General features: G+C 43.4%; 19 protein-coding genes and 1 tRNA gene. 6 read left to right on the plus strand and 14 right to left on the minus strand.

The genetic code is table 11. The features are described from left to right. Positions 1 to 129: 129 nt before the first annotated feature. The 5 genes from AAEY80_RS07210 to AAEY80_RS07230 all read right to left on the minus strand — a co-directional run bounded on the left by AAEY80_RS07210 (position 130) and on the right by AAEY80_RS07230 (position 4,786). Complete coding sequence (locus AAEY80_RS07210; protein WP_350588122.1) at positions 130 to 1,041, minus strand: recombination directionality factor; 912 nt, start codon at positions 1,039 to 1,041, stop codon at positions 130 to 132. 107 nt (positions 1,042 to 1,148) lie between these two features. Continuing rightward, positions 1,149 to 2,246, minus strand: coding sequence for a YqaJ viral recombinase family nuclease (locus AAEY80_RS07215; protein WP_350588123.1), 1,098 nt, complete (start codon positions 2,244 to 2,246; stop codon positions 1,149 to 1,151). A 109-nt stretch (positions 2,247 to 2,355) separates the two neighbouring features. After that, positions 2,356 to 3,348: a DUF932 domain-containing protein gene (locus AAEY80_RS07220; RefSeq protein WP_350588125.1), complete on the minus strand. Its 993-nt coding sequence runs from the start codon at positions 3,346 to 3,348 to the stop codon at positions 2,356 to 2,358. 71 nt (positions 3,349 to 3,419) lie between these two features. Beyond that, the gene (locus AAEY80_RS07225; RefSeq protein WP_350588126.1) at positions 3,420 to 3,707 is read right to left on the minus strand and encodes a hypothetical protein; all 288 of its coding nucleotides are present in this window, start codon (positions 3,705 to 3,707) and stop codon (positions 3,420 to 3,422) included. 191 nt (positions 3,708 to 3,898) lie between these two features. Further along, positions 3,899 to 4,786 (minus strand): YagK/YfjJ domain-containing protein, encoded by an 888-nt coding sequence (locus AAEY80_RS07230; protein WP_350588127.1) that lies wholly within the window; start codon positions 4,784 to 4,786, stop codon positions 3,899 to 3,901. Between the two features lie 404 nt (positions 4,787 to 5,190). On the opposite strand from AAEY80_RS07230, the gene AAEY80_RS07235 reads away from it, so the two are divergent. After that, positions 5,191 to 6,612 (plus strand): hypothetical protein, encoded by a 1,422-nt coding sequence (locus tag AAEY80_RS07235; RefSeq protein ID WP_350588128.1) that lies wholly within the window; start codon positions 5,191 to 5,193, stop codon positions 6,610 to 6,612. 87 nt (positions 6,613 to 6,699) lie between these two features. On the opposite strand, the gene AAEY80_RS07240 is transcribed toward AAEY80_RS07235, so the two are convergent. Together AAEY80_RS07240 and AAEY80_RS07245 are read right to left on the minus strand one after the other, a co-directional pair. Continuing rightward, the gene (locus AAEY80_RS07240) at positions 6,700 to 8,064 is read right to left on the minus strand and encodes a tyrosine-type recombinase/integrase (protein ID WP_350588129.1); all 1,365 of its coding nucleotides are present in this window, start codon (positions 8,062 to 8,064) and stop codon (positions 6,700 to 6,702) included. Positions 8,065 to 8,348: 284 nt separating this feature from the next. Continuing rightward, positions 8,349 to 8,439: transfer RNA gene (locus AAEY80_RS07245), tRNA-Ser, on the minus strand. 249 nt (positions 8,440 to 8,688) lie between these two features. Here AAEY80_RS07245 and AAEY80_RS07250 point away from each other — a divergent pair. The 3 genes from AAEY80_RS07250 (at position 8,689) to AAEY80_RS07260 (ending at position 10,507) form a co-directional block, all read left to right on the plus strand. Continuing rightward, a complete protein-coding gene (locus AAEY80_RS07250) occupies positions 8,689 to 9,525 on the plus strand; it encodes a DNA/RNA non-specific endonuclease (RefSeq protein ID WP_227502404.1) in 837 nt (278 codons plus the stop codon). Between the two features lie 74 nt (positions 9,526 to 9,599). After that, positions 9,600 to 9,863 (plus strand): hypothetical protein, encoded by a 264-nt coding sequence (locus tag AAEY80_RS07255; RefSeq protein ID WP_025651455.1) that lies wholly within the window; start codon positions 9,600 to 9,602, stop codon positions 9,861 to 9,863. A gap of 260 nt (positions 9,864 to 10,123) precedes the next feature. Further along, complete coding sequence (locus tag AAEY80_RS07260) at positions 10,124 to 10,507, plus strand: DUF2147 domain-containing protein (protein ID WP_025651454.1); 384 nt, start codon at positions 10,124 to 10,126, stop codon at positions 10,505 to 10,507. Positions 10,508 to 10,656: 149 nt separating this feature from the next. Here the strand turns inward: AAEY80_RS07260 and AAEY80_RS07265 are convergent, their stop codons facing one another. The 4 genes from AAEY80_RS07265 to AAEY80_RS07280 all read right to left on the minus strand — a co-directional run bounded on the left by AAEY80_RS07265 (position 10,657) and on the right by AAEY80_RS07280 (position 15,251). Beyond that, positions 10,657 to 11,919, minus strand: coding sequence for an ammonium transporter AmtB (locus tag AAEY80_RS07265; RefSeq protein ID WP_025651453.1), 1,263 nt, complete (start codon positions 11,917 to 11,919; stop codon positions 10,657 to 10,659). A 77-nt stretch (positions 11,920 to 11,996) separates the two neighbouring features. Then, on the minus strand, positions 11,997 to 12,335 hold the full coding sequence (locus AAEY80_RS07270) for a P-II family nitrogen regulator (RefSeq protein WP_010197981.1): 339 nt from the start codon (positions 12,333 to 12,335) through the stop codon (positions 11,997 to 11,999). Positions 12,336 to 12,734: 399 nt separating this feature from the next. Beyond that, positions 12,735 to 13,589, minus strand: a complete 855-nt coding sequence (locus tag AAEY80_RS07275; RefSeq protein ID WP_025651452.1) for a putative universal stress family protein — start codon at positions 13,587 to 13,589, stop codon at positions 12,735 to 12,737. A gap of 162 nt (positions 13,590 to 13,751) precedes the next feature. Continuing rightward, on the minus strand, positions 13,752 to 15,251 hold the full coding sequence (locus AAEY80_RS07280) for a SulP family inorganic anion transporter (protein ID WP_101211251.1): 1,500 nt from the start codon (positions 15,249 to 15,251) through the stop codon (positions 13,752 to 13,754). 642 nt (positions 15,252 to 15,893) lie between these two features. On the opposite strand from AAEY80_RS07280, the gene murD reads away from it, so the two are divergent. Together murD and ftsW are read left to right on the plus strand one after the other, a co-directional pair. Beyond that, complete coding sequence (gene murD / locus AAEY80_RS07285) at positions 15,894 to 17,309, plus strand: UDP-N-acetylmuramoyl-L-alanine--D-glutamate ligase (protein ID WP_201566428.1); 1,416 nt, start codon at positions 15,894 to 15,896, stop codon at positions 17,307 to 17,309. 370 nt (positions 17,310 to 17,679) lie between these two features. Further along, positions 17,680 to 18,876 (plus strand): putative lipid II flippase FtsW, encoded by a 1,197-nt coding sequence (gene ftsW / locus AAEY80_RS07290; RefSeq protein WP_198551964.1) that lies wholly within the window; start codon positions 17,680 to 17,682, stop codon positions 18,874 to 18,876. 98 nt (positions 18,877 to 18,974) lie between these two features. Here ftsW and gluQRS read toward each other — a convergent pair whose 3' ends face one another. The 3 genes from gluQRS to AAEY80_RS07305 all read right to left on the minus strand — a co-directional run bounded on the left by gluQRS (position 18,975) and on the right by AAEY80_RS07305 (position 22,102). Continuing rightward, the gene (gene gluQRS, locus AAEY80_RS07295; protein WP_201566427.1) at positions 18,975 to 19,958 is read right to left on the minus strand and encodes a tRNA glutamyl-Q(34) synthetase GluQRS; all 984 of its coding nucleotides are present in this window, start codon (positions 19,956 to 19,958) and stop codon (positions 18,975 to 18,977) included. Positions 19,959 to 20,346: 388 nt separating this feature from the next. After that, on the minus strand, positions 20,347 to 20,787 hold the full coding sequence (dksA, locus tag AAEY80_RS07300) for an RNA polymerase-binding protein DksA (protein WP_173240364.1): 441 nt from the start codon (positions 20,785 to 20,787) through the stop codon (positions 20,347 to 20,349). A gap of 466 nt (positions 20,788 to 21,253) precedes the next feature. Next, complete coding sequence (locus AAEY80_RS07305) at positions 21,254 to 22,102, minus strand: metallophosphoesterase (protein WP_201566425.1); 849 nt, start codon at positions 22,100 to 22,102, stop codon at positions 21,254 to 21,256. Positions 22,103 to 22,201 lie beyond the last annotated feature (99 nt).

The following is a 22,201-nucleotide window of genomic DNA, read 5'->3' on the forward strand; positions in this document are numbered from 1 at the left end:
ATACAGTTACGGAGTCCCATATTTTTTTACGGCATCCCATGTAGTCCAACTATTAGCCTTACATGAAGCAATAAAAGAAAGAGCTGAATGATCAGCTCATTCTTATGCTGCATATCTGGCTTGATGGTTTTAGCTCACCGCCGTCACGCTTTGCCGTAGCCCTTGCTCGATGCTAGTTACGTTATGAGTGGCTAACCCGTTCTGATAATTCCCCTGCTGACTATTGCTAACGTCATCTGTCTCCATGGGATAAAACTCTTCAGCCATATCAAGCAGACCATCGTTATCAATTTCAAAGGATGAATTGACGTAACCCTGTTTTGCAGCCTGTTCTAGCGCGGCTTGATCAAAGCCGTGTTCACTTAGCTCGGTATCAATCGCTCTGGCATGTTGTACCGCATCTTTAAGCGTTACCCCATCCCGCAGCGTTAAATCAACAAAGTAAATCGGCGTCCGATAGCTTTGCGTCGTGCTTTTACCTCTTAGGGTTAATTGCAGGGGCAAACACGACAGCTTATTGCCTGACACCGCAGCAAAGTAGCTCAGCCGTGCGGCTAATGTACGAATACTATTAAAGCCTGTAGTGCGAAAGATAAACGTACCTAGCTCATCGTCCTCAGACAGATTAACGTACAAGCGACCATATGGTTTACAAGCACCGCCTTGCGCTAATGGGCAACGATCAGGGGATGGGCAAGGCAGTGTTTCCACGCCATTGTTTGTACGGCGTAGGCACTGCTCACCGTCACCTACGCATAGTGGGCGTCCAGTTTGCCTATCAAACAAAGTGTATTCAGCTCTCAGGTTTAGCGTCGGATCATTAAACAACATGCGTACCGGTATGTGTCTCAGCTTACCGTCATTATTTGCGCGTAGCTTTTCATCGAGTGGATGGTTAATCCACCCGTCTTTATTTTGAACTTGGCTGGTAATAGTGAATTGATCGTCCTTAGCAGGCAGACGCTTACCGTCCTTTTGAATGACACGTCCAATGCTGATACGACCTAAAACAGGTGGGGTTATGGTGAGACCTTTAATCATGGTGATAGTCCTTATAGGTTTAATAAAATGTGTTTAGCCATAAAAAAGCCCACCGATTAGGGTGGGCAGTTATGCGCTTGTTTTGGTTAAGTGTAGTAGGTTTCGGCTTAATCGTTCAAGATGACGAAGCGGCGACTACCATGCTTAGTTTTACTAAATTTAGCTAACAGCTCAGGATGCGCTGTGATAACGGCCTTGCTATCCAAACCGATACTGTCTTTCGAGCGCTTCCAAGAAATAGCGCCCATCGAAAACACAGCGACCTCATTATCGGCAATCAGTGTTTGCAGCTGGTGCTTGACTTGATCATGGCGCTGCTCAAGATCAGCTATTGAATTACGGTAGTTAAGCAATTTATCAAACAGCTTATTCGCACCGTCATCCTCTCGCAAATCAAGCTTGCTTGAGGACTTAGGTGTTGGATAAAGAAGCTTTAATGCTCTCGCTGCTGATTCAGAATGATCAGGCGTTGGTGGGGTGCCGGTCTGCACATATTGCCAGAACTGACGCTCGTGCTCCATGATGGACTCAATCAAGCGCTCATCACGCTCAACCTTATAAATCTTAGCCTCGTGTCCACAAAGCAGCACGCAGATGTGCGCTGCCTGTTTGCCAGTGACCGCCAGCTGATGCTGCACTTGGCAGGTGACGTATAAGGGCACGCCATGCTTCCAGAGCTTGGCACCATGTTCACCAGCGGTTTTGCACTCTAAAATCTGTACCTCCTCACTACCAGTAATGGCATAGTCTAAATTTGCTAGCATGAATGGCTGCTCAGGATGCTGTAAAATAGCATTCACGCGGCGTACCTTATTGCCTGTATGTTCTTGATAGTATTTAGCGACCATCGGCTCTAAGGTCTTGCCCCAGTATAAAGGCGAGTAGCCTTCAATACTTTCATCGATATCTGAGCTCATGCGTCCGGTCTTAATCATCCATAGCTCAAGCATAGACAAGTACGGATGGATACCACAAGCGGCAGCGGCATCACTACTGCCAATGCCTTGTTTGCGTACTTGTAGCCAGTCCTCACGGCTTAAATCTTTAGTATTAACCAAGCGCTTAGCAGTCGTTGAAGTATTAGATTGGGCAGGTTTATCAGCAGTATCATTTTGCTTGGTTTTCACTACTGATGGTTTAAACTTCACGGTGGCACGTTTGGCTTGTCTTGGCTGAGTAGTGCTGTTTAGTGCGATCATGTTCATGGCAGATTCCTTAGATAAATTGATTATTGGTATTAAATGAAATAAGCGGCATAAAAAGCCACGCTCGAAGGCGTGGTTGATTGTATTGTCAGGTTTTAAATGTGGCTGGTTAAGCCAGCATCAGTAGCGATTCCTCTAGACCCTTTTGTTTAAGCTTAGCGCCAGAGCCAAACCAAGCACCGTCTAATCGATGGTCTCTCGACATCGCCCGTCTTTCATGATCAACGTATTCAGTGATACTGCACAGCAGACCGTAAGCCGTATCACGAGCCGCATCAAGATCAGCGCCACGCCCTTGACCGTTAAACATGTTCATCACCTTATTCATCGCTTTAGCATTAGGAACCGCATCCTTTTCTTTCTTAGCACTGTTAAATAAAATGAGGTCATCATCCTGATTGTTGAACACACGGCTGAGATAATTAGCTGCCTCTGCCTGAGTGACACGTCGCTCTGATAGCTGCTTCATCTCATAGTTAAATTCATCCCACTGGCTCACGGATACGCCTAATTGCTGTTTTACCTTATTGGCATCAAAGGTGGTGCTATGCGGTACTTTCACCACACCGCCATTGCCGTTCGCAAGGCTTATCGCTAAGGTGTTATTACACACCACGCGAATATTGGTGAACTGTGCTGTGGTGGCAAGCGTACCATCACAAGCGGTTGCTAATAGCAGATAGCCATGACTGACATCACCGCCACGTAGTGTTGCTGATTGACCCGTACGTGCGAGAGCCCAGAACTTACGTCCTTCTTTAAGCACCCCTGCGGTTTCTAACTCAAAGTCCGCTTGTTCAGTCAGGTCACGATAAAACTCTAAGATCTCATTAGGCTGTACTTCTTGGTAGCGTTGACTCACCACTGATAACGGTTCCAAGGTATCACTGCGATACAGTACCTTGTTATTGTCATAAGGCATGATCAGGTTTTGACCTTTATCATTGGTTGCCATATAGCTCACGTCTGATGACTCAATACGCCAGTCCATTCCCGCCTCACGTGCCCAAACCTCAATTGGCTGTTTAGGGGATAGCTCGTTTCCTAGTCCATGCCAAGGGGTTTCGCCAACGTATGCCATGCTCTCGATTAAATGTGCCATGATATTGCTCCTTGATGATTCAATAGAATAATTGAGTAAAGTTAAAATAAATCACTGAGTAATGAAGGAAGTCAGACGCTAAAGGTATGCTGACAGGTACTGCATGAATAGCGTGGCAGGACAGCCACTCTTAATAGTGGTGGCTGCATCAGTCTTTGTTGTGCCAGATTGATCAAGGTGGCAAGTGCGCCACCTGCAACCATCCCGATCATGGGATTGATCCTGTAATACTTGCAGACGCTAACCCCAAGACTGACTAACAGCTTGGGTGAGCAAAGATGCTCTGACATGCTTTGCATACTGGTATCCGTATTTTCTATAACGTGTGCTGAGTGACATCTCGGACAGATGGGTTTCATAATATCTCCTTGATAGTGGTGCATAAAAAAGGCCTGCGATTAAGCAGACCTTGATGATACGTTTAGGGTTAGATGGATAAGAAAGCGGTGGCTCCTTATCTCATCTCATGGGGATACTGTATATCTGAGATTATTTTGATATATAACTGCGCTTATTCGGTTTGGATTTAATGAGCATCAGTCTTACTGAGTTATTGAATCATGCTTTGTCCAAACGTATTCATATTAGGTAAAGCCACTTTAAGACGTTGATAGCTACCATCACGCTTATCAGGACGGGTTAAATACAAGGCTGCCTCAACAGCATTCTCAACTTCTTGTAAGTTATTACGATGAATCATTCCAATACCAAGTTTGCCGTAGCGTGCAAGCGTCTCCTTATACTCTTTAGTATTGACGATAAAGCAATATCCGACCCCTTCAGTGATCTCTCGCCATTTTTGTCCAACCTGATCAGCCAAGTAGCTGTCTTTGTAATGCTTTGAGCCATCAAAGATCAGTAGCATATGGCAATGAAAGCCACCATTATCCTCACCCTGTTCTAACGACCATGCATAACCCAATAAATGCGTAAAACAAGTATCGCCATTATGAATAAAGTCTCTTAATTTTTTCATATGGAAGTCAAAATCACGAATGGTAATGTGACGACTATTTTCTTGTATATATTTTAAATCCACTCGGACAAATAATAATCTTGAGTAATTTGAGATTAGGGTTCGAATATTATTCTCTAAACGTTCGCTGTTTTTATTACCCTGATAACGCCACGCACTATAGTCTTTTTTAATGGCAATGTCATAACTTGACAATACCTTAATAAACTGCATCGTCTTTTCATCATCCCAAAATACATTGCAAGGATAATCACCAGCAATAATCGCATTGGTGCTTTCTATAAATGATTGGATTGGTTTTGAATATTTCGAATCAGAATCAAGGCTAATCATGAACGAGTGATAGAACTCGTTCAATTGACTTTTAATTTGTTGAAGATTGATGGTGCCAAACAGGATGTCTCTAACGAGTCTGTCGACGTTAGAGATAAGTTGTGACTGATTAACAGGTTGATAAATCATGATTACTTTCCTATGAATATGAAGACGAATGGGTGCTACATATATTCATAGGGTTGTATATTTTTTTACAGTTGAGTGCGGATATGATCTGCCTTAGTTAAGTAGTACTTAATGTAAGATATATTATCGTACCAACCTTTTGGCGGCATTCAGACAGCAGCTTTATCTAAGCTGTGCTTGGGTTTATGAAAAATCCAACACAGAAAATCCCTGTATTTCAGGGAAAGATAATGAGGATGGAGTTAGCTGATAGGATCTTTCGAAAATCTCTGGTGATAGACAGTTTTACAGTATATATTTGTTGGTACAGCATATATCCATACTAACGCTAAAATGATGGTTTTATGATGCGATAATGATGCAGTGTACATCGATATAATTTAATTCATTACGAAGAGACAATAATGCGACCAAAATTAGATAATAATGATAATCGTTCATTGATAGAAAAACTAGTTATGGGTTTCAGTGAATATGAAACTTATTGGCATATATATAACTATAGAATGAGTTATGAAAATTTCAAATATCCAGTCCCTAGAGAACCTAAATTCTACAAAGATACTTTGATTGAATTACTGGAGAATTCAGGTAAAAGTAAAAGAGACATCGAAGTTCTTCTGAAGAATACTCCACGTATTTTGACGCCTTTTGAGTACGTCGGTTGGATGTACAAAGATGACAGGATCTCGATATGGTTGAAAATAGTTTGTAATAGATTTATAAACATCACACCTCCAATCAATAATAAAAGTGATATTAGAAATTTTTTACATAACTTAATATACAATGCAAACATAGTTATAAAAAATAATATTATCTATTTTATAGATCCAGTTTATAAACAAAGAAAATTAGATAGCATAGAGTCTTTTAAAAGGCTAGAAAAGATCTACAGAAAATCAAAAATAGATAACAGATCGGTAGCGTTTTTACGTGATAATAAAAATGTAGAGCATGCATATAACTATATAAAAGATAAGGTGCCGACCGTACTTATACTTAAGGACACCCAAGATATTAGTTTTGAGTCAACAAGCGATAAGCTGAATTATGTTTTAGCTGTTCTCGATTATTGGAATTTTGAGAAAATATGGGGTAGCAATAATCTTACCCAGTTAAATGGTGAGGGTGATGAGCAAACGAGAGAAGGATTTATAAAGAAAGTAAAGGATGCTTGCAACTCGAAAAATTCTCGTGATAGAGCTAAGAAAATTAAAAAGACTGGCATAGAGCTTACGAAACAAAATAAAGAAAACCTGAGATATCTTGCCAAGAGGTGTGGCAAGACACAACGTGACGTTTTAAATGGGTTAATTGAATCAGCTTATATTCAGACACGAAATAAAGAAATTAAAATAAAACCGTATTTTACGAATAGAGATGCTTCTTTTGACAAAATACCACAAGCGCAGCCCTCCAGTTTGCAAAATAAACATGGTGAGGAAAAAACTGTATTTGAAGATATTGTGTTGAATAATAATAAAGAAGAGCTGAATAGTACGTATACTGAAGTATCAGCTGATTCACCGAGACATAATAGTGATGCTTTTTTCAATGAAATTTCTCTAGCACAGCCTTCCCTTTTGCCAAGTGGGCATAGTGAGAGAGAGGTCTTCTCTAAAGACATTTCGTCGCTTAAAGGTCAGAAAGAGCCAAGTCGCTCGTATGATACAGATTTAGCTATTTCATCGACATGCAATAATGAAAAGCTAACACCCGAACAGGAATTTATTTCACAACAAAAACTTCTTTTTGAAGGAAATTCTGGAAAAAAAATTGAAGAGGTAGCTGATGCTAAAACAGATGGGTTCCATAAATTATAACTCAAGATAGGGATGAATTTTTCTAGCTTGTTGTGCCTTCGCAGACAGAGGCGGCGTAAAATTCATCTCAATATCGCTGTATTTATTTTATAGTGGATTAACTATATAGCCTCGCAGCTCATCTGCTGTGACACCTTGAGCCAGCAACGCTTCAATCAGAGCTTGCTTATCAGCATTTTGTAATGAGTCAGGTTGCTGACTCGTCAACGATTTCTCAATCTGCTGACGAGCAGTTTGGAAGTCCACAACCTCGCCTTTATCTCTAAGTAAGTCTAAAAAATCGGCCCAGACCTGCATGATCTTACGGCGCTCTTCTAAATGCTGCGCGTGGTTATAAACCGCGCGGATGCTGCTTTTCTTATCATGCGCCATCTGCTTTTCGATTGCATCACCCATGTAACCAAGCTCGTTTAAGTTAGTTGAGGCGATGTGACGGAAGCCATGCCCAGTCTGTTTGCCCGCATAGCCAATTATGTCTAGCGCATTATTAATGAACTCTGCGCTATAAGGCTGATGCATGCCAGTATTGTAGAACACGTATTCATATTGTCCTGTAATCGTTTTCATCTCTTCTAGCACTTTGAGCATCTGATCAGATAAGGGAACGACGTGCTTACGCGCGACCTTGAGATTGTCGACGTCAACACGCCATAAGCGGTTAGGTAAGTCGATATGCTCCCATTTCATCATCCTAAGCTCAATGGTACGACAGAAGGAGTAAGCTAGGAACTTCATCGCTAGGCGCGTCTGATCATGACCATGATAGCTTTCTATGTCCTGAAGTAGTTTAGGAAGCTCTTTAATATCAACGTGCTTCATATGCTTAGTTTTAGCTCTTGGATAAAGCTCTTTAAGCCCTTCCGTATGAATGGTATCTATCAGACGCTCCATTTTAGCACGCCTAAGAATGTTAGAAATTAGGTCAATCGTACGTCTAGTAACTTCTCTTGGAGGTGTACCTTCATCAGTTGTTCTGCTCTCGATCTGATCAGCTATAAATTTACAGTCTTCAAAGGTCACATCTTTTAAAGCAATACCCTCAAAACTAGGTATAACGTCTTTGTGCATACGGTTATGATCTTGCTTATAGGTGCGAGGCTTTACGTTGCGCTTTCGTTCCTCTAACCAATCAAGCGCATAATCGTTAAACATTTGTGCTTGTTCGTTTTTAAGCTTTTCTTGACGTTTTTTATTTTTTGGGTTGATTCCTTCAGCCACTAAAGCCTTGATGTCAGAATTAGCTACCCTAGCTTCTGCTAAGCCCATCTGAGGGTATGTACCCAAAGTGGTCTTTTTCTGCTTACCATCTAAGCGATAAGCACTTACCCAAGTTTTTGTCCCTGAACTACGCACTAATAGTTGTAAGCCTTGTTGGTCACTGTATTTGTCTGGACGAGAAGGAGTGCAACTTTCGGTTGGCTTTAGCTTACGAACTTTAATATCACTTAACATGTTGGTCTATTCCCTGTATCTAAGGCTCATGTTCTTTAAGGCATTCAGACTATATGTTGGTCTAAAGCATAATTAGAACAGGTTCATGGTTGGTCTATTGGAGGTGTGGTTAGATAATAGACCAACAAATAGACCAACACAATACATGGATTAAGTAGGGTAGTGTCGGTTGCAGTGGGAAAACGATAGACATAAAAAAAACGCTAGAAGCGTTATGTGTCAATGGTTTCAGGAGTATTTAGGAATGTTTAGGATAAGATAGGAAAACTAGCATTTGATAAGATTGGCGGTGACGGAGAGATTCGAACTCTCGATACGCTATGAACGTATACACACTTTCCAGGCGTGCGGTTTCAGCCACTCACCCACGTCACCGTTTTGATATAGCAGACAGTTTTGCTTGATTATTATTAAAACGAAAAATAATCAGTTGTCCGTACATTTTAGACCGCCTAGTATAGCGGATAGCATTTAAAATGTCACGGTTTACGCCTTATCTTTCTTTATTGTTGGCTGCCTGCTAGGATAGCGCATACGTAATAACAAGCACAGATGGTTGAAAGTTGAATGATAAGTTTTGCTAGGCTTAAATGCAGCCTTAAAAGTAGCGCAATAGTGACAGTAATGGCTGTCGTGGTCGGTATTACTTCAGCGCAGGCCGATGACTTTACCCAGTGTAGCCAATCTTTTTATGGTGGTATTTATCCCGAATTTACCAATACCAAGCTCAGCAATAACACCCAAGCATTATGCATGGACGGTTTTGCCACTATGTATTCGGGCGTTTCGCGTACACCGCTGTGGTCAGCTGAGCATCTGACGCGCAAGCGCTTAAATCAAGCCAAAGAAATCGATCGTGAAGACAGCTTTCATGAAGAGAGTCGACTACCAAAATCCGCACGTGCCTCGCTGTCTGATTATTCAGGCTCTGGCTATGATCGTGGCCATATCGCCCCTAATGCCAATATGGCCACGCGCAGCCAACAGTATGATAGTTTTAGTCTCGCTAATATTGCCCCGCAATCTCCACGCAATAACCGCTATATTTGGCGTAATATAGAGTCGGCGACCCGCTATTTGACCCAGCAATATGGTGAGGTTTATACCGTTACTGGTGTGGCGTTCACGAATAAAAAAACCAAACAGCTTGCTGACCGTGTACTCGTACCCAGTCATTTTTTTAAAGCGGTTTATATTCCCGCAACCAATCAAGCAGGGGTGTACTATGCGCCAAATGATGAATCAGAGCGTATAGAGATTATAAGTATTGACCAATTAACTGCCAAAACAGGCATCGATGTCCTACCAGTGCTCGATTCTCAAACCAAAGCAGAGGCGTTTGATCTGCCACTAAAGGCTGGTGAAAGTTCGGATTTGCCCGATGTATCTGCTGAAGAACCTGCTTGGATGCTATTTGTCTGGGCAATTCTCGAATGGTTAATTGCCCAATTACAGGCATAACTCCTTTAAATGTAACTAAAAGTGTACGCTATTGAAAAATCACGTAAGATGCTGTTAATAGAAAGGAGACTCAAATGATTGAACCATTTGCTAATAATCACCAAAGTATGCAAATCGGTGAGCTAGTCATCGAAAATCAAAAAGATAAAATTATTATCTATGGTGATATTGATTTGACGCCTGATAGCGCTGGATATGAGCAAGCACAACGCTTACACGAGCTGACGACTACGATTCTGCAAGCTTTTGAAAGTAATGTCGAATACAACAATAATGACGGCAAGTCAAAAGAAAAAGATGACCAATTGGACAAAAATATAGACAATCCTTTCTTGTAACTGTTTGATATAGTTCTTTTTTTATAGAAATAATAAACTATAAAAAAATTACTAGGCAAAAGCTTAAAATTGCTTATAATGGGTCAAGACATCGCTTATGTCGTTTAAGTTTTTAATGAACAGCTTATTTACCATTACATTCGACCACTATCAAATAGTAGTTAACTGTAAAGCTCGGAATAAAGATTTTAGCGAAGGATAAGCATAGGAGATCAGAAACATAACGTTTCGAGTAATCATTGTATGAAGGGAGTCAGTCTATGAAATTATTTACAAAAACCACTTTAGCAGTTGCAGGTATCGGTATAGCAAGCATGGCATTCGCCGCTGATCCTTTAGCCAATACCACTTGGCAGACTTATGATGAAGGCAAGCCAAAAGGCACAGTAAAAATCACTGAGTCAAATGGCGTGTTGACAGGTAAGCTCATTGCTACCAACTCAGCCAAAGGTCAAAAACACGTTGGTACAACTATCATCAAAGGCCTCAAAGCTGACGGTGGTGGTAAGTATAGTGGCGGTACGATTACAGATCCTGAAAAAGGTAAAGATTATCGTATGACTGCACAACTGAGTGGCAGTACATTGAAGCTAAAAGGTTATATCGGTCCATTCTCACGAAGTCAAGAATGGAAAAAGAAATAAGCTAGGGTGAATCAAACTAGGTTATTACTTGCTTTATAAAAAGTTAACTTATAAATAGAAAACCCATTTATAAAGCACAAAAAAATCCCGCATTACCGAAAGGTGTTGCGGGATTTTTTATGCTTTAATTTTATGCAAATACTAACTGATTATCTGACGAACTCTGGATATGCTTCCATACCGCATTCAGCGATATCGCCACCTTCATATTCATCTTCTTCCGAGATACGCAGACCCATCACTACTTTAATGATTGACCAAACGATCAGGCTGGCAATAAATACCCAAGCAAAGATAGTAGCTGCACCCGCAACTTGACCAACGAAAGTAGTCGCTGGATTGGTAATAGGAACAATCAGTAGACCGAATAGCCCAACCACGCCGTGCACCGAAATAGCACCGACTGGATCATCAATTTTCATTTTATCTAAAGCAAGAATGGCTAAGACAACGATGACGCCTGCAATTAGACCAAACAGTGTTGCTTGTAGCGCAGAGGGTGTAGAGGGTTCTGCAGTAATGGCAACCAAACCTGCCAATGCACCATTGAGGAGCATGGTCAAGTCAGCCTTGCCAAAGATAAGTCGCGCTACTAATAAGGCACCTATCGCTCCGCCTGCTGCGGCAGCATTGGTATTCAAGAACACCATGGCGACAGAGTTGGCACTGGCGATATCGCCGAGCTTGAGGACAGAACCACCGTTAAAGCCGAACCAGCCCATCCATAAGATAAGGGTTCCAAGTGCTGCTAATGGCAGATTGGCACCAGGAATAGCACGTATTTCACCTTTAGGACCGTATTTGCCTTTACGAGCGCCCAATAGCAAGACACCAGCCAGCGCCGCCGCAGCGCCTGCTAAATGTACGATACCAGAGCCTGCAAAATCAGAAAAGCCTAAATCACCTAAGCTAAATAGACCAAAGACGTCTTTGCCACCCCATGTCCAACTGCCTTCAACAGGGTAGATCACACCTGTCATGACCACCGCGAATAGCAGAAAAGCCCATAGCTTCATACGCTCAGCGACCGCGCCTGAGACGATAGACATACAGGTTGCGACGAATACCACTTGAAAGAAAAAGTCAGAGGCTGCCGAATAGACGGAATCACCGCCAAAGCCATTTTCTGCTGAGGCTGCTAGAGCGTCTGCTACCAAGGTCTCACCGCCTGCAATACCGCTCAAAAACAGATTGCCATCATACATAATGGCATAGCCGCAGATCATATACATAGTACAAGCAGTGGCAAATAGCGCGATATTTTTGGTTAAAATCTCGACCGTGTTTTTTGAGCGCACCAGTCCAGCTTCCAGCATCGTGAAGCCCGCTGCCATCCACATGACCAGCGCCCCACACATTAAAAAGTAAAACGTATCAAGTGCGTACTGGAGCTCAAAGATTTGATTTTGCATGTTAATTCCCCCTTGAATATATGCAATATAGATATCGGTATGTCCTATAAATCTGTGTTTATAGGTGGATCTGCGCGTTAGATAGCGTCAGGACCCGTCTCTCCCGTACGAATACGAATGACTTGCTCAAGAGCGGTCACGAATATTTTACCGTCACCAATTTTGCCGGTGCTAGCGATGCGAGTGATGGCTTCGATAGCAGGTTCAACCATCTCATCGATAACGGCCACTTCAACTTTCACTTTAGGTAAAAAGTCCACCACGTATTCTGCGCCGCGATAGAGCTCAGTATGACCTTTTTGACGACCGAAACCTTTGACTTCGGTGACGGTGACACCTTTGACACCGATGTCAGAAAGCGCTTCACGTACATCATCGAGCTTAAACGGTTTTAAGATCGCAGTGATTAACTTCATAAAAAATTCCTTATATGGGTGATGTCGCAGGTTGATATAGACATTGCGGTGCATCGTATGACTGTCGTGCTTACCTTAAGTCATTCAAGAACTGTGCCAAACCTACTCAAGGGGGTAGGTAGGATTCGGCTGATAGGTTCAAAAGTGGCTTAGATATTGACAATAAATACGGCTTATAGGACAACGATAACGAGCATCATTATCAGCATAAGCAGAGTAGATCAACCTTTAACGTTGCAGTAACGAAAACTTTATTATAACCAACTTTTTAAGCGCTTGGGGAGGCTATCACTTTATTTCATGTGATGATTTGATAAAAGTGTATCGCGAATAAGTAGAGAGTAAAAGTAGGTGGGAGGGGCAGAGACGGATACTCTGCCCGCAAATGGCACGTTGGGGTTATGCTTTAGGGAAGAGTAGGTATGGGGTCTTAGTGCTGCCTAGTAGCTTTTTGGTGTCACTGCCTTTAAGCAGTTCATGCAAACGAGATTGACCAAAAGCACCTGTCATTAGCAGACCAATATTATGCTCATTTTGATAATAATTTAAGGCGGCTGTCACATCACGGCAGTCTAGCAATGCCTTTTTAGACTTAATACCGGCTTGCTTCAGACGGGCATAAGCTTCACGTAGTGCATCGCAGTTTTCTGAGTTGTCTTTACCGACCATGACGATATGAATGGTTAGTGCGCGAACGAGTGGCGTTTTACATAGCCAATTAAGCAGCTTATGAGAAGTGGCTGAGTTGTCGAAAGCAAATAAAGCGGTCGTAGGGGGCAAAAATGGTGCATGAGTCACCAAAATGGGGCAGTGGCTTAAGCGAATAAGCTGACTCAACGTTGCTTTGCAGGTCACATGATGACCAATAACAATCAATTGCGCCTTGTTATCGACATAATCGATACTCTCATTGAGATTTTCGTGGCGATGCAGCGTATAAGTCTTTAGTTTTTGGCGCTGCTGCTCGCAATAGGTAGTGGCTTGATGCAGCAACAGCTTGCCTTGGGCTTTTAGCTCACAGTTACTCAAATGCTCTTTGGTGGTAAATTGATCCAATAAAGCGCTTTCGTCATCGATATTGAGGCAGCCAGAATAATCGACTGCTGCTTTTTGCTGCAAGCTTGGTACTGAATGCAACAGACCGATAGGAGCCTGCAAACGAGGGGCTGCCCACATGCTCGCCTCTAATACGGCTTGTACATGATCCGGACAGTCTAAGCAGGCAATCACGCTATCTGGCTTTAAGTTACTCATAAGGCCACCACATCATCTTATAATTAAAATACCGTCAAGCGGGTCAATGTATTTGTGATGACCCTAACGCTTGAGCTGGTATGCCAATATAATAGTTTATTTACAAACCATGAATTAACGTCCGTTCAATAACGCAGACGCAGTGTTTGGTCATCTAATTCCTTAATCCAACAAGCCAATATCTCGGCGATCGTGGATAGAGAAGCGGTCAATCAAGGTGCGGCTTGCACTGTTGAGTCCTACCACTTTGACATCAATCCCTTCACGTTGCAAGCGCATGACCAGCTTGTCCAAGGTGTCTACGGCACTGACGTCCCAAAAATGCGCTTGGCTGACATCGATATGGATGCTGTCCAAGGCTTCTTTGGTATCAAAGCTATGCAAGAACTGCGTCGTTGAGGCAAAGAATACTTGGCCTTGGACGTAGTAATAACGAGTATTGCTACTGTCGTCATACTCACTAAATATCGTTAAGAATTGTCCAATCTTATTGGCAAACGCTAGCGCCGATAACAGCACGCCGACACCCACGCCATACGCTAGATTATGCGTAAAGACCGTGGTCAAAACGGTCGCTAGCATGACAATGTTAAACGACATCGGATGGGTCTTAAACTCGCGAATAGATTGCCAATTAAAAGTACCGATAGAGACCATAATCATCACAGCGACCAGCGCTGCCATCGGTATCAGACTGACCCATTCACTTAAAAACACCACCATAATGAGCAGTACCACACCCGCCATCAAGGTAGACAGACGCGTACGTCCGCCTGATTTGATGTTAATCATTGACTGACCAATCATCGCACAACCTGCCATACCACCGAAGAATCCTGATACCACGTTGGCAATACCTTGACCACGACACTCGCGGTTTTTATCGCTCGGCGTATCGGTTAACTCATCCACAATCGTCGCCGTCATCATCGATTCTAATAACCCAACGATGGCCAGCGCGATAGAATAAGGCGCAATGATTAAGAGCGTCGTTAAATTTAGTGGAATATCTGGCAGCAAAAACACTGGTAGAGAATCGGGCAAATCACCCATACTCCCAACGTTACGAATATCGAGATTCATATACATCGCGACTGCGGTTAAGCCGACAATACAAATGAGTGGTGAAGGAATCACGCGACCGATTTTTGGAATGAGTGGAAACAGATAGATAATCGCCAAGCCCGCTGCGGTCATGATATAAACGGTCATCCCGACACGCTCAGTCATCGGGTTGAGCTCGGGGAGCTGCGCGGCAAAGATCAAAATCGCTAGCGCATTGACAAAGCCAATGACCACCGAGCGCGAGACAAAGCGCATCAGGTTGCCAAGCTTTAGAATACCCATAACGACCTGAATGGCCCCGCACAGTAAGGTGGCGGCCAGCAAGTACTGCAAGCCATGATCAGCCACCAAATCCACCATCACTAGCGCCATCGCTCCTGTCGCTGCCGAAATCATACCTGGACGACCGCCGACGAAACTAATCACCACGGCGATACAGAATGAGGCATACAAACCGACTTTTGGGTCGACGCCTGCGATAATAGAAAAAGCAATGGCTTCTGGAATCAGGGCCAGTGCGACCACCAAACCTGATAAAACGTCACCGCGAACATTGGAAAACCACTCGTCACGTAAGCTATCAAAAAAAGATGTCATAAGTAAACTGCATAGAGTTAAAGGCAAAAAAAGTAATCATTACTCAGTGATAAAATGATCGCGTTGTTATAAGTCGTTATAATCAGTGCTATTAAACGTTTTTGTATGCTGCGGTTGCGCCATTATCTGCGGATGATGGTGTAGCAACGCGCTCATCGATTTATTGACGGGTATCGCTAATACGCTCACCAATAGCCAATACGATGACAATGCCTAAAATATAGTGTATTAAAATACAGTGTCTAAAATAAAGTATAAGAGCCGCCATGGGGCAACGCGGTAGAAGGAGATAAATAATCTATCAGACAAAAGCGCATAAGTAGATCGCAGCTAGGGTCTGCCACCTCATGACCGCGATATGAATCGTTGCGGAAGAAGCGTGACAATAGCGCGATAAATGTGACAACATGCTAAACTAAAATACTTAGCTAAAACCCTCAGCCCAAATATCTGTTTAGACTGATATTATAGCATTAGCTAGTCAATATAAAAACAGCCGCATAATAGCACAAAGTCATAAAAAACCAGTACCGAAATCTGAACGATACCGTTATGATGATCTTCATTTTAATAGCATCATGCAGACGGCTAAACCACGCGCGTGCTTGATGCCATTTTGTTCGTCCAATAAGAGGAAGAGATATGACCACCCTTAACGCAACAGAAACCTTACTTCATAAGGGCAGTGGTCTACAAGTTGTGGTCGGTTTGGGACAGTCAGGGCTGTCAGTCGCGAACTATCTTACCAAGCAAGGCTACCGTGTGGCAGTCACTGATAATCAGTCGCAGCCTACCTTAGCCTACCAGTTGCCAGCAGCCGTTGATATTCGTCAATTTGGGGCTATAGATGCAGAATTGCTGCAGCAAGCGGCACGGATTATTATTAGCCCAGGCATTTCTTTGGATACCGATGCGGTTGCCGCTGCCCGTCGCGCCAATATTCCAGTGGTCAGCGATATTCAGCTGTTCTGCGAAGCCTGTACCGTACCGATCGTTGCTATTACTGGCTCTAATGCCAAAAGCACGGTGACGACTTTGGTCGGACAGATGGCGGCAGATGCCGGTGTCAATGTGGGCGTCGGTGGTAATATCGGCGTGCCAGCCCTTACTCTCCTTGCCAATCCTGGCATGCAATTGGCGGTGCTTGAACTATCCAGCTTCCAGTTAGAGACGGTGAGCAATTTGGGAGCGCAAGTGGCAACAGTTCTTAATATGTCGCCCGATCACCTAGATCGCCATGGGGATATGCTTGGTTACCATCAGGCCAAGCATCGTATCTTTCAAGGTGCCAAATCGGTGGTAATCAATCGAGAAGATGCGCTGACTCGTCCGTTAGTGGCTGACAATTTGCCACGGCTGAGCACGGGTATCCATGCTCCTGATAAAGGTCACTATGGCCTCATCACCGATCCAGAGGGACAGATTTATCTTGCACGCGGGACCGAGCGCTTACTATCAGCGGACAAACTGCCAATTAAAGGTCGTCATAATCTGTTGAATGCACAAGCGGCTTTGGCGCTGGGTGAGCTTGCTGGCTTACCGCTGGATAGCATGCTAAATACCTTGCAGCAGTTCACAGGTCTCGAGCATCGCTGCCAATATGTCGCTACTGCGGCGGGTATTGATTATTTTAACGATTCAAAAGGCACCAATATTGGCTCGACCATGGCCGCTATCGAAGGGTTAGGTGCGGTCTATGCACCAAAAGACGGCAAGCTGTTGTTAATCTTAGGTGGGCAGGGTAAAGGTCAACAATTTGGTGAATTGACGCCCTTTATCAATCAATATGTCAGCCAAGTGCTGTTTATTGGTGAGGATGCCAAGCAGATTGAGCAGCATCTACGCGCGGCTAAATTAAGCGATGAAGTGGCGCTGCATCAATGCCAGACCTTAGAAAATGCGTTTGCCACTATTCAGCAAGTCACTATAAGCAGCTTGTCACAAGTGCAAGCCGTGTTATTATCGCCAGCCTGTGCCAGCTTTGATCAATTTAGTGGTTACGCCGCTCGTGGTGAGCATTTTAGCCAGCTGGTCAGCCAGTTAGAGAAAGGCATTTAAATAGCATAAGCCAAATATTTGGCAACTACATAGCCCTACGGACACCGCAGCGAATAACCAATCGCATTTTGTTGATAAATGATTGTTTTGCTTATAGATTACTGCTACTGTCAATAATAATCAGTCAGGCAAGTTGTCGATTTTATTATTCAGTTGATAATAAGTCGATGATTCTAGGATAGACGGCAAGATAGGCGTCGTCTTTCTAGGGCGTGTTCTCTGAAGACACGCCCTAATAGTAATTTATGAATGAGCTGTTTTCTAGTATAAGTGGCTGTTATGGTCCGTGCGGTACGATCTACTTTATATTTTTTATACGGTGGCGTTGCATAAACGCCGTGTTTTTTCGTTTGTTAGTGTATATAAAATTATGGCCCTCTCCTCTCTTTTTCGTTCGTCTCCCTCATCGCAGCAAGCTTCTGGCTCAGATGGCATTCTTTCTATGCCATCAGCGCGAGCAATTTTAATATCGAGTGTCGGCTGTATGCTGGTGCTCAGTCTGCTGATGGTTGCTTCTGCCTCTATTCCCTTCGCGCTCAGTCGCGGCATGACAGAGCTGCATTTTTTTAGAAATCAACTGCTCTATATGGGAATTGGCCTAATCGCCGCTGCTTTTCCTTATTACTTGGTGTCCCTACGAACCTTATATAAGACAGAAACCCAGTTTATCCTGTTAGCGATTACCGGAGCCTTGCTGTTTTTAACTTTGTTTGGCACACCGATTAATGGCTCTAAGCGCTGGTTAAATTTAGGATTTTTGAACTTTCAGGTCGCAGAATTGGCCAAACTGGTCATGATTGTATTCGTATCTGACTTTGTCGTGCGCCGATCTTTTGAGGTTCGTAATGGCTGGGATGGCTTTTTACGGATATTTTTAGTGGTCGGCATGATTACGCTATTACTGTTATTGCAGCCAGACTTTGGCTCTTTGGTCGTCATTGTGGGTACTGTTTTTGCGATATTTTATATCGCTGGCGCACCTTACAAGCAGTTCTTGGCATTGGGCGGCTTGGTGGCTGGGTTAGCAGTACTGGCAGTGACGTTGGTACAGTATCGCTTGGTACGTGTGATGTCGTTTTTGGATCCCTTTGACGATGTGCAAGATACCGATTATCAGCTCGCGCGCAGTTTGATTGCCTTTGGTCGTGGTCAGTTTACTGGCGTTGGTTATGGTGAAAGCGTACAAAAACTGTCGCATTTACCTGAGGCGCATACGGATTTTTTATTAGCGATTACGGGTGAAGAGTTGGGTTTTGTGGGGGTCGCGATGGTGTTGCTGCTTGAGGCGCTCATTATCGGTAGCGCAATGCGGATCAGTTATAACGCGCTCAAGCGTCGTCAGATGCGTATGAGCTATACCGCCTTTGGTATCGGTGTGGTCTTTATCGCGCAAACAATTATTAACGCGGCGATGAATATGGGTGCGATTCCGACTAAGGGTTTGACCATGCCATTTTTCAGCTACGGTGGTTCATCCATGCTCATCAGCTTAGTGATGGTTGCCTTGCTGCTAAAGATTTACAAAGAAAGCCCTGAGATCGAAAAAAGCCAGTGCCGTTATTATTAGTCGCTTCGGTAATTAGCAAGTTAAAAGAATTTTCATGATTAATGTTTGATGACCACTATTTGACAAAAAGCGTCGCCAGCAGCGGCGCTTTTTGTTTTTTAATAATGAGGCAGATTAAGCACGCTTTTGCCCTGTAGCGGGGTATGATCCCATTGCGCAATTGCTTGCGCTAGCATACGGGTTGGTGTATCTCTATCGACCGCTGGCTGCTGTAATAACTCAAGAGCGGTCTTTAGCAATTGGCTTGGATCGCGAGTATCAATCGGTTGTGCAAGGTTCTGCTTGGAGAGCTTTTGTCCATCAGGATTGCATATCAAGGGCAGATGATACCAGTGATCGATAGCCGGTAAATTAGCTGCCTGCATGATACTAATCTGAGCCGTGGTCATGGGTAAAATGTCCAGTCCACGCATAATATGAGTGACTTGTTGTAGCCCGTCATCGAGGCTGGCGGCTAAGATATAATTGATCATGCCGTCGTTGCGGCGCACCACCATATCCCCTAAGGTCTGTTGTGGATTGTCCCACTGCAAGCCCTGAATAGCATCATTAAAGCCAATGCTATAGTCTGGCAGTTGTATGCGCAGCTTGTGTTGCTGACGATCGAGATTGGCATTGAGGCAGCAGCGTGGGTAGTGTTGTCTATTGGGTAGCAGTTGCTTAATATCCGTAGCATTCAAATCTGCTGGTAGAGGCTCTAGGTTTTGAGTCGTCGAAGATGGCTGTGCTTGCTGAGACCAGTAGCGCTCCAAGTCCTTACGTGAGCACTGACAGCCATAAGTTAGTGGTAGCAGGTCTGATGATAAATAGTCGTTATAGATATCAATACGCTCAGACTGATAAATGACATCTCCATCCCACTGTAGCCCGAGCACTTCTAGATCTATAAGAATCTGCTCAGTGAACTGTCTGTCACAGCGTTCCGTATCAGTATCTTCGATACGCAGCAGCCATCTACCACCGAGCGACTTGATATGGCAAAAGCTGGCAAGCGCAGTGGTCAAGGAGCCAAGATGCAGCTCACCCGTGGGTGAAGGCGCAAAGCGGCCGATAGGAGGGGGTAGTGGTTGCTGATGGGGCATATGAATACGAGTCGTTTGCAAAGTAGAAAGTAGGGGTTATCAAGGTAATTACTCATCAAAGCAGTAGAATGTAGCTATAGTCAGTGAAAAGTAATATCGAACCATCACGCACTGCTAATATTAATTCTTCTGGCTTGCTGTACTTTTGCAGACAGAGGCGATAAAAAATTGATATCAGCAATAGCGTCGCGTCTTTAGGATATTTTGACTATAGAATAAAGAAGAACAGAGTAAAAAGATATTTATTAAATGGGCTTATTTTGTCAGTAAACTAAAAAAGCTATCTATAGAACGGAATTTATAAAACGCAACGAGCGACCAATAAATGGTCGCTCGTTATTATAGAGCCTGTCAGCACGCATTTATCTGCACTGACATAAGGGCGTGTTTAGGTATGACCTTGGTTTTGACGCTCTTTGATCTCTGATAACGTCTTGCAGTCGATACATTGGGTTGCCGTTGGGCGAGCCTCAAGACGGCGCAAGCCAATCTCTACCCCGCAAGTTTCACAAAAACCATAGTCATCGTTTTCAATTTCTGCCATAGACTTATCGATTTTGCGAATGAGTTTACGCTCACGGTCACGCGTACGTAACGTCAAGGCAAACTCTTCTTCTTGAGTCGCGCGGTCGTTGATATCTGGCATGGCGCTAGACTCATCTTGGATATAAGTCTTGGTGCGATCTGCTTCGCCAATCAGTTGCTGCTTCCAATCCAACAAAATAGCCTTAAAATGCTCTAACTGCGCATCAGACATATACTCTTCGTCTTTGGCAGGCACATAAGGAGTAAACTTAACATCACTCGGATTCGTGGTCACGGTGCTCATATGGGTATCCTACTTTTTCAAATTAATTCAATAAAACGACATATCAAAAGACAAGACGTTATAAGTTTAACAAACGCTATAAGTTGTCCCTTTATAAAACGTTTTACCACTTGGTAACACAAGTAACACAGCTGAACTCATCGTACGGTTATATTGATATGTTTATATCAATGGTCAGGTATATTGTTATGCATATTTTTATTTAAATGGCTGGGTCTAAATAATGCGACAAATGACTGACTGTGAAAACTTAGCTTGTGGTCAATGTAGCCATCCTAGCTATTATAATTTTGCTGATGATTAATCGCGTTACCGTTCTAACGCGGTTTGGTTTTATCAGTATCGTTATTCACTTATCATAAAGCAAAGTTTGATTTTGCCAACCATATGGACGAAATTTTTTGTATTAAATCAAACATATGGACAAGGGCAATCATGGTGTTTTTGACGCCGATAAAACTGGGCATCAAGTATCCAACCTTTTAACCCAGCTTGCAACCTCTCCATTGTTGGCTAATTGCAACCAACGATAACCGGGGCGCGCGTTTTCATCGTAAGCAAAATCGTCTCTATAAGGCTTAAATTGATAGCAAGTCGACGGCGTGCTATAAACGCTGACCCCTTGACGATGGCGTACTTGCGCTTGATGGGTATGACCGCTAATGATTACTTTTAATTGGTCAAACGGAGCCATATGCTGCCAAAAAGCCTCGGTATTCTTTGCCATATGGATATCGATCCAGTCAGACTCTACTGGGATAACGTGATGGTGCAGGGCGATGAGCGCAGGCTTATTACATCCTTGCAGCTGCCTACACAACCAGTCGATATCGGTCGCGGTCACTTCTCCTGCCACCTTGCCAGAAATAGAAGAATCCAGTAATAGTAATTGCCAGTGCTCCGTCTCAATAACGTGTCGGCTGAGCAAACGCGCATCGGTCGGCTGGGCGACGAGTTCGCGCTGAAAAAACGGTAAATCGCTACCGATCTCATCAGTGACATCATGATTGCCCGCAATACAGGCAAAAGGGATGTTGGTCGCTTGCAATACCTCAAAAATATGATCGTAAATAGTGGGCTGTACTTGATTGACCAAGTCGCCAGTCACCACGATCAAGTCACAGCGGATATCTTCACTCAATGCTTGTTCGATGATTTTTTCAAAACTGTGCTGACAAACAAATATATCGGAACTATTGTCGATGTCTTCATCCGCCAGCGCAGAGGTGGGTGTTGACAGGTGCAAATCCGTGATTTGTAACACATTTAGCTGTTGATCTGGCGTACTGATGTTATTGGCAGGATAGCTTAGCATTGGGTCAGTCCCTTATCGAATCAAAACAAGTACTGCTGTTAAAACGAGTATGGATAAATCGGTCACTGTTATTGATGACACACTTTAGTATGTTTATAG

This window comes from Psychrobacter sp. 78a-MNA-CIBAN-0178 (genome assembly GCF_040309625.1).
Classification (GTDB): domain Bacteria; phylum Pseudomonadota; class Gammaproteobacteria; order Pseudomonadales; family Moraxellaceae; genus Psychrobacter; species Psychrobacter okhotskensis.